We start from the raw sequence: 7,750 nt of genomic DNA, 5'->3' as shown, positions 1-7,750 counted from the left end.
GCGGCGCGGCGGGGGAGGTCGTGGGGTGCGGGGCCGCGGGCGCGGCGTGCGGTGCTTCGGAACGTATGCCCTCTGCCATCTGGTCCTTGTCGCTCGGGGGTCGATCGGGGGTCACCCGAGGGTGCTCGGAGACGCCCGGACGCGCTCGGGAAGAAGGGCCCCGGCGGGTCGCGGTGGCGAGGCGTCCGGAGCCTGTACGTTACATATAATAACAAGTATCGTACCGATATTCCTTACGGGGAGTGCCAGCAGGATGACCGTCGAGCGTCAGCCGGACGGGGCCGAGCCGCCCCGCGCCGACCTCATCGACCGGATCGAGCGGCAGACCGCCTTCCTCAACCGCAACTTCGAACTGCTCCACCGCAGGTCGCGGACGCACAGCGAGATGGACCGCTCCGAATACCTCATGCTCCGCACGCTCGGCGCGGCGCCCGAACCCCCCGACATCAACGCCCTCGCCGCGATGCTCGGCCTCAGTCCGTCGACGGCGGGCCGCCAGGTCGCCGCCCTGCGCCGCAAGGGCTTCGCGACCACGACCCCCGACCCCGCCGACCGCCGCCGCAGCCTCATCACCCCCACCGAGACAGGGCGCCGCCTCGCCGCCGAGGTGCGCCGCAACCGCCAGGAGGGCTTCGCCGACCTCCTCGCGGACTGGGACGAGGACGACCTGCGCCTGCTCGGCGACATGTTCCGCAAGTACAACCTGGCGGTCGCGCGGAAACACTTCACCCGCGAACCGTGAGGGGGGTGGCTGGGGAGCGCGGTAGCGGGGGGCGGGCGACGGTACGGGGGAAGGGCCTCGGTGCGGGGCAGGATGCCCCGCCGCGCGCTCAGGCCCCCGGCTGCCCCGCCGCCCGCTCGGCCGCGTGCCGCTTGATCGCCTCGTCGCGGCGGCGCACGTACCACGTACCGAAGAGGCCGAGGCCCGCCCCGGCGGCGCAGGTCCACAGCCACCACAGGTGGCCGTGGTCGTCGAACCAGCCGTAGAACGGGAGCTGGACGAGGAAGAGCAGGAACCAGATCCCCGTGCCGGTCGCGATCGTGGCCACGACGGGGCCTTCGAGCGGTTCCGGTGCCTCGTGCCGCGGCGTCCACTTCTCCATGCGGCCAGCTTACGCGGCGGACGCGCGCGGTCCCCGGGCGACTCCGGCGCGTCTATATCCCGAGGTCGCCTCTTGATCCACCCGACACGCCGTCTCGCTCCGACTTGCGTTCTACGCGCGGAGATAGCTATTTCGCGTTCATGTCTTCATACTGAACCCGCTCGGGTGTGGCTGAGTTCTTTCGTAAGAATCGACAAAGCGACCGAATTGCTCGACGGAGAGCGACCGGAAGCTCACGCGTCCCACCCGTCGTCCCCGTAGCTTTCGCTCTCCTGACCAGAGGTTTCCCCCATGCCCACCTCGGCAATCGCCCAGGACTCCGTGCCCGGAGGACCGTCCGGGGCTCCGCCCCGGAACGCCGTGGACCGTTTCTTCAAGATCTCCGAGCGCGGCTCGAACTTCGGTCGTGAGATCCGGGGTGGCTTCGCCACCTTCTTCGCGATGGCGTACATCGTCGTGCTGAACCCGATCATCCTTGGCAGCGCCAAGGACATGAACGGTCACCACCTGGACAACGGGCAGCTCGTCACCGCGACGGCCGTCACCGCCGCCTTCACGACGCTCCTCATGGGTGTCATCGGCAACGTCCCGATCGCGCTCGCGGCGGGCCTCGGCGTCAACACGGTCGTCGCGCTCCAGCTCGCGCCCCGTATGACGTGGCCGGACGCGATGGGCATGGTGGTCCTCGCCGGTCTCGTCGTGATGCTGCTCGTCGCGACCGGCCTGCGCGAACGCGTCATGAGCGCGGTTCCCAACGGGCTGCGCAAGGGCATCTCGATCGGTATCGGCCTCTTCGTGCTCCTGGTCGGCCTCGTCGACTCGGGCTTCGTCTCCCGTATCCCGGACGTCGCCCAGACCACGGTCCCGCTCCAGCTCGGCGGCGACGGCCACCTCAACGGCTGGCCCGTGCTCGTCTTCGTCCTCGGCGCGCTGCTCACCGTCGCCCTGCTCGTGCGCAAGGTCTCCGGCGCGATCCTCATCAGCATCGTCGCGATGACCGTCGTGGCCGTGATCATCAACGCGGTCGCCGACATCAAGCCGGGCGCCTGGGGCCTGACCGAGCCGAAGTGGCCGGGCAACCCCGTCTCGACGCCGGACTTCGGGCTGATCGGCAACGTGAGCCTCTTCGGCGGCTTCCACCACGTCGGCATCCTCACCGGCATCCTGTTCGTCTTCACCGTGCTGCTCTCGTGCTTCTTCGACGCGATGGGCACGATCATGGGCGTCGGCGACGAGGCGCACCTCACGCGTGAGGACGGCTCCATGCCGGGCATGAACAAGATCCTCTTCGTCGACGGCATCGCGGTCGCCGCCGGTGGCGCCTCGTCCTCCTCGGCCACCACCTGCTTCGTCGAGTCGACGGCGGGCGTCGGCGAGGGCGCCCGTACCGGCTTCTCGAACATCGTCACCGGGGCGCTCTTCGCCGTCGCGCTCTTCCTGACCCCGGTCGCCACGATGGTGCCCTCGCAGGCGGCGACCCCGGCGCTCGTCGCGGTCGGCTTCCTGATCCTCTCGGGCTCGATCACGAAGATCGACTGGACCGATTTCACGATCGCCATCCCGGCGTTCCTCACCATGGTGATGATGCCGTTCACCTACTCGATCACGAACGGCATCGGGATCGGCTTCGTCACCTTCACCGTGCTGCGGATCGTCGTCGGCCGCTGGCGCGAGGTGCCGATCGCGATGTACGTCGTGTCGGCCGTGTTCGCCTTCTACTACCTGATGCCGGCGCTCCAGCTCACGTAAGGGGCCGGATGTCGGGTGACCCCCGGGCGTGCGGAGCACGCGCCCGGGGGTCCGTCTTTTCCCGGGAGCCGCGGCGCCCGGCCCGTACGCGCCCGCGCTCGCCTGCCGAACGCGCCCGCCCTCGCCGGTGCGTGCCCGCCGTACGCGTCCGCGGTCGCGCACCCGCCCTCACCCGTAGAACTTCTCCGTCTTCTCCACCGCGGCCTTGAAGCGCTCGTCGAAGTCCTCGCGCACGAGCGTCCTGATCACGTAGTCCTGCACGGTCATGCCGCGTCGCGCGGCATGCGTGCGCATCCGGTCGAGCAGTTCGCCGTCGATCCGCAGGCTGAGCACATCGGTCCCCATACGCCCAGAATCACGGCAGCGGGGGCGAGATCGATATTTTCCGGCCGCGACTCACTCGTACGGGTGAGTGCGGTCTTGCGTGCGAGTGTCCAGGAGGTGGCGGGCGGGTGTGGGGCAGGTCATGCCGGGGCATGCTCCGCGCAGTCTCTTTAGTAAGAGTAATGAGTTACGCTAACTACCATGCTTGACCTCAGTCAGGGTGAGGACGCCGCTGCCATCAGCGCACTCCGTTCCTCCGTGATGCGGCTCTCCCGCCGTATCAAGCACCAGCGCGTCGACGAGTCGCTGAGCCCCACGGAGATGTCGGTGCTCGGCACCCTCGCCCGGTGCGGTTCCGCGACCCCCGGTGAGCTGGCGCGCAAGGAGCACGTGCAGCCGCCGTCGATGACGCGGATCGTGGCACTCCTGGAGGCGAAGGGCCTCGTCCGGCTCGAACCGCACCCGGAGGACAGACGGCAGAAGGTCGTCAGCTCCACCGAGCGGGCCGAGACGATGCTCGCCGAGAGCCGCCGCAAGCGGAACGTGTGGCTGGCGCAGCTCGCCGCCGAACTCGACGAGGACGAGTGGGAGAAGCTCCGGGCAGCCGCCCCGGTGATGGAGAAGCTCGCGCACCTGTGAGCGAAAGGAAGGCGAAACCCTTTGAGTACGGGACCCGGAGCAGACTCCGCCCCCGCACCTGACCGCCACGACACCACCGCCCGCCCCGCTCCCGGCTCCGCCGAGGACCCCGCCCGCCGCACGGCGGAGCGCCAGGCCCTCGAAGCGGACGCCGCCCAGGAGGACCCGGACGAGATCCCGGTCCCCACCGAGGACGTCCCCACCGAGGCCCCCGCCACCGGGCGCCCCGACGCCCGTACGGCGACCGACGCCGATGCCGGTACGGCTCCCGATGCCGCGCCCGATGCCGGTACGGCCCTCGACGCCGCGTCCGGTGCCGGTACGACCTCTGCCGCGTCCGACGCGCGCACCTCCACGACTCCCACGCCCGGAAAGCCTCCCACGAACGCGCACGCGCACGCCGCCCCTCCCGCTTCCCCCGCCGATCCCGAGCCCCCGCGCCGCACCTCGATGTTCAGCTCGCTGCGCATCCGCAACTACCGCCTCTTCTTCACCGGCCAGGTCGTCTCCAACATCGGCACCTGGATGCAGCGCATCGCCCAGGACTGGCTGGTCCTCAGCCTCACCGGGTCCTCGGCCGCCGTGGGCATCACGACCGCGCTCCAGTTCCTGCCGATGCTCCTCTTCGGCCTCTACGGCGGCGTGCTCGTCGACCGGCTGCCGAAGCGGCAGACGCTGCTCGTCACGCAGGCCGTCATGGGCCTCACCGGGCTCGCGCTCGCCGCGCTGACCCTCAGCGACAACGTGCAGGTCTGGCACGTCTACCTCACCGCCTTCGTCCTCGGCCTCGTCACGGTCGTCGACAACCCGGCCCGGCAGACCTTCGTCTCCGAGATGGTCGGCCCGGGGATGATGCGCAACGCGGTCTCGCTCAACGCCGCGAACTTTCAGTCCGCCCGCCTCGTGGGCCCCGCCGTCGGCGGCGCGCTCATCACGGCGGTCGGCAGCGGGTACGCCTTCCTCCTCAACGGGCTCTCCTTCATCGCGCCGATCATCGGCCTGCTCCTCATGCGCTCCGGCGAGCTGCACGAGAGCCACCGCACCCCGCGCGGCAAGGGGCAGCTCCGCGAGGGCCTGCACTACGTCGCGAAGCGCCCCGAGCTGATCTGGCCGATCGTCCTCGTCTTCTTCGTCGGCACCTTCGGCTTCAACTTCCCCGTCTGGCTGTCGGCCTTCGCCGACGACGTCTTCGACGCGGGCGCCGGCACGTACGCGGTCTTCAACATCCTCATGGCGGTCGGCTCGCTCGCCGGGGCGCTGCTCGCCGCGCGCCGCGCGCGCACCAGGCTGCGGCTCCTCGTCGGCGCGGCGATCGCCTTCGGCGTCCTGGAGATCGTCGCCTCGCTCGTGCCCTCGTACTGGCTCTTCGCCGCGCTGCTCGTGCCGATCGGCATGTGCGGCCTGACGTCCAACACGACCGCCAACCAGACGGTCCAGATGGCCGCCGAGCCCGAGATGCGCGGCCGGGTGATGAGCCTCTACATGATGGTCTTCACCGGCGGCACCCCCGTCGGCGGCCCGCTCTTCGGCTGGCTCACCGACACCTACGGGGCCCGGATCGGCTTCGCGGCCGGTGGCGCGATCACGGCGCTCGCCGCCGTCGCGGTCGGGCTCGTCCTGGCCCGGATCGGCGGCCTGCGCATGGAGTTCGGCTGGCACCGGGGCCACCCGCGCCTGCGCTTCGTACCGCGCGAGGGGGAGCGGGCGAAGGAGCTGGCGGCGGTGGCGTGATCCGCGGTGGTCCGGACGGGGCCGCACGGTCCCGTCCGGACCACCGCATAGACACAGATGAACGCCCGTATGGATCTGTACATACGTCTGTACAGATCCATACGGGCGTTTTAAACAGCCGTACAACCCTGTGTGCCGCTCTCTCAGCCGGCCAGCAGCCCCAGCGTGTCCACGACGCGGTTCGAGAAGCCCCACTCGTTGTCGTACCAGGCCACGACCTTGACGTGCGTGCCGTCGACGCGGGTGAGGGCGGCGTCGAAGATCGAGGAGGCGGGGTCGCCGACGATGTCGGCGGAGACGAGCGGGTCCTCGGCGTACTCCAGGACGCCCGCGAGCCGTCCGGCGGCGGCCTCGCGGTACGCGGCGAGCACCTCCTCGCGGCTCACCTCGCGCGCCACGGTCGTGTTCAGCTCGACGATCGAGCCGACCGGGACGGGCACGCGGATCGAGTCGCCCGAGAGCTTGCCGTCCAGCTCCGGGAGCACGAGGCCGATGGCCTTCGCGGCGCCCGTCGTGGTCGGCACGATGTTGACGGCGGCGGCACGGGCGCGGCGGGCGTCGCGGTGCGGGCCGTCCTGGAGGTTCTGCTCCTGCGTGTAGGCGTGCACGGTCGTCATGAAGCCGTGCTCGATGCCCGCGAGTTCGTGGAGGACGGAGGCGAGCGGGGCGAGGGCGTTCGTCGTGCAGGAGGCGTTCGAGACGATGTGGTGCGTCGCGGGGTCGTACGCCTCGGTGTTGACGCCGTACGCGAGCGTCACGTCCGCTCCGGCGGACGGCGCGCCCACGAGCACCTTGCGCGCGCCCGCGTCGAGGTGGGCGCGCGCGGCGTCGGCGGAGGTGAAGCGACCGGTCGCCTCCAGGACGAGGTCCACGCCCAGCTCCGCCCACGGCAGGCGGGCCGGCTCGCGCTCGGCGAGCACCTTGATCCGGCGCCCGTCCACGACGAGGGTGTCCCCGTCGACGCTCACGGGCCGCCCGAAGCGCCCCGCCGTCGTGTCGTAGCGCAGCAGGCGACCGAGGGTCTCGGGGTCGCCGAGGTCGTTGATCGCGACGACCTCCAGCTTGCTGTCGCGCTCGACGAGGGCGCGGAGGACGTTGCGTCCGATGCGGCCGAATCCGTTGATGGCGATACGGGTCATGGTGGGGGCCTTCCTGACGTTCCCGCGCTGCGGCTCTTGCCTTCACCACCAGATTCGCGCCGCGCGCGGGACGGTGGCCGAGGCGGAAGCGCCAGGGTCCGCAAGGATCACGCCAGGCGGCTCGGGGGCGGCGTACGCGGTGCGCGTGGCGTGCGCGGCGGCCCCGTTCCTAGGGTCTGTCTGACAATTCCCGTCTGCCGCGCGACGCCATGCACGCTCCCCCAGCCTGGCGGCCGGGAGGTGCCCCCGCTCGCCGCACCGGCCCCAGGACCCAAGTACGTCCAGTACGAGGGCCTGGGGCCGGCACGCCGAGAGCACGCACCTGGGGGCACCTCCCGGCCGAAGGCTGGGGGAGCCGCGCGGCCGCCCTGCGGGCGACGACGGGAATTGTCAGACAGACCCTAGGGGTCGCCCGGGTTCTCGCGTGCTCCGCGCGAGAACGTGCGCCGGTACTCGCTCGGGCTCGTGCCCAGCACCCGCTGGAAGTGCAGCCGCAGATTGGCGCCGGTGCCGAGACCGACCTCGACGGCGATCCGCTCGACGCCCCGTTCCGAGCGCTCCAGGAGTTCGCGCGCCGCGTCGATCCGCGCGCGCGTCACCCACTCCATCGGCGTGTAGCCGGTGTCGTCCGCGAAGCGGCGCGAGAAGGTGCGCGCGGAGACGGCGGCGTGCCGCGCGAGGACGTCCAGGCTCAGGGGCTCGCCGAGGTGGCGCAGGGCCCACTCGCGGGTCGCGGCGAAGCGTTCGCCGAGCGGTTCGGGCACGGCGCGCGGCACGTACTGCGCCTGGCCGCCGCTGCGGTACGGCGCGGCGACGAGGCGGCGCGCCGTGTGGTGCGAGGCGGCGACGCCGAGGTCGCGGCGCAGGATGTGCAGGCACAGGTCGATGCCGGACGCGGCGCCCGCCGAGGTGAGCACGGTGCCCTCGTCCACGAAGAGGACGTTCTCGTCGACGCGCACCCCCGGGTACCGCTCGGCGAGGGCCCGCGTGTAGTGCCAGTGCGTCGTGGCGCGGCGCCCGTCGAGCAGGCCGGTCGCGGCGAGCGCGAAGGCGCCCGTGGAGATC

Annotated in this window: 8 protein-coding genes; 4 read left to right on the top strand and 4 right to left on the bottom strand. The window is 71.3% G+C overall.

The features are described 5' to 3' along the window. Positions 1–253 precede the first annotated feature (253 nt). Complete coding sequence (locus G3I42_RS13445) at positions 254–742, top strand: MarR family transcriptional regulator (RefSeq protein WP_164285701.1); 489 nt, start codon at positions 254–256, stop codon at positions 740–742. A gap of 88 nt (positions 743–830) precedes the next feature. Here G3I42_RS13445 and G3I42_RS13440 read toward each other — a convergent pair whose 3' ends face one another. Further along, the gene (locus G3I42_RS13440) at positions 831–1,103 is read right to left on the bottom strand and encodes a DUF2530 domain-containing protein (RefSeq protein WP_164285699.1); all 273 of its coding nucleotides are present in this window, start codon (positions 1,101–1,103) and stop codon (positions 831–833) included. A 291-nt stretch (positions 1,104–1,394) separates the two neighbouring features. On the opposite strand from G3I42_RS13440, the gene G3I42_RS13435 reads away from it, so the two are divergent. Next, positions 1,395–2,852 (top strand): NCS2 family permease, encoded by a 1,458-nt coding sequence (locus tag G3I42_RS13435; RefSeq protein ID WP_164285697.1) that lies wholly within the window; start codon positions 1,395–1,397, stop codon positions 2,850–2,852. Positions 2,853–3,020: 168 nt separating this feature from the next. Here G3I42_RS13435 and G3I42_RS13430 read toward each other — a convergent pair whose 3' ends face one another. Then, positions 3,021–3,197 (bottom strand): ribbon-helix-helix protein, CopG family, encoded by a 177-nt coding sequence (locus G3I42_RS13430; RefSeq protein ID WP_164285695.1) that lies wholly within the window; start codon positions 3,195–3,197, stop codon positions 3,021–3,023. A gap of 180 nt (positions 3,198–3,377) precedes the next feature. Here G3I42_RS13430 and G3I42_RS13425 point away from each other — a divergent pair, with 180 nt between their 5' ends. Together G3I42_RS13425 and G3I42_RS13420 are read left to right on the top strand one after the other, a co-directional pair. After that, positions 3,378–3,815: a MarR family transcriptional regulator gene (locus G3I42_RS13425; protein WP_164285693.1), complete on the top strand. Its 438-nt coding sequence runs from the start codon at positions 3,378–3,380 to the stop codon at positions 3,813–3,815. 21 nt (positions 3,816–3,836) lie between these two features. Beyond that, on the top strand, positions 3,837–5,546 hold the full coding sequence (locus G3I42_RS13420; protein ID WP_164285691.1) for an MFS transporter: 1,710 nt from the start codon (positions 3,837–3,839) through the stop codon (positions 5,544–5,546). Between the two features lie 143 nt (positions 5,547–5,689). On the opposite strand, the gene gap is transcribed toward G3I42_RS13420, so the two are convergent. Beyond that, a complete protein-coding gene (gene gap, locus G3I42_RS13415; RefSeq protein WP_164285689.1) occupies positions 5,690–6,685 on the bottom strand; it encodes a type I glyceraldehyde-3-phosphate dehydrogenase in 996 nt (331 codons plus the stop codon). A 401-nt stretch (positions 6,686–7,086) separates the two neighbouring features. Beyond that, positions 7,087–7,750: helix-turn-helix domain-containing protein (locus G3I42_RS13410; RefSeq protein WP_164285687.1), on the bottom strand; the 664-nt coding region annotated here is incomplete at its 5' end.

This window comes from Streptomyces sp. SID11385 (genome assembly GCF_010548245.1).
In the GTDB taxonomy this organism is placed as follows: Bacteria; Actinomycetota; Actinomycetes; order Streptomycetales; family Streptomycetaceae; genus Streptomyces.
The sequence above is the reverse complement of the archived record's forward strand: the minus strand, read 5'-3'. Positions and strand labels throughout refer to the sequence as shown.

Bases quoted from the DNA above. Each gene is read 5' to 3' on its own strand.
- G3I42_RS13435 (WP_164285697.1), top strand. From the start codon at position 1,395: ATGCCCACCTCGGCAATCGCCCAGGACTCCGTGCCCGGAGGACCGTCC.
- G3I42_RS13425 (WP_164285693.1), top strand. From the start codon at position 3,378: ATGCTTGACCTCAGTCAGGGTGAGGACGCCGCTGCCATCAGCGCACTC.
- G3I42_RS13445 (WP_164285701.1), top strand. From the start codon at position 254: ATGACCGTCGAGCGTCAGCCGGACGGGGCCGAGCCGCCCCGCGCCGAC.
- gap (WP_164285689.1), bottom strand. From the start codon at position 6,685: ATGACCCGTATCGCCATCAACGGATTCGGCCGCATCGGACGCAACGTC.
- G3I42_RS13440 (WP_164285699.1), bottom strand. From the start codon at position 1,103: ATGGAGAAGTGGACGCCGCGGCACGAGGCACCGGAACCGCTCGAAGGC.
- G3I42_RS13430 (WP_164285695.1), bottom strand. From the start codon at position 3,197: ATGGGGACCGATGTGCTCAGCCTGCGGATCGACGGCGAACTGCTCGAC.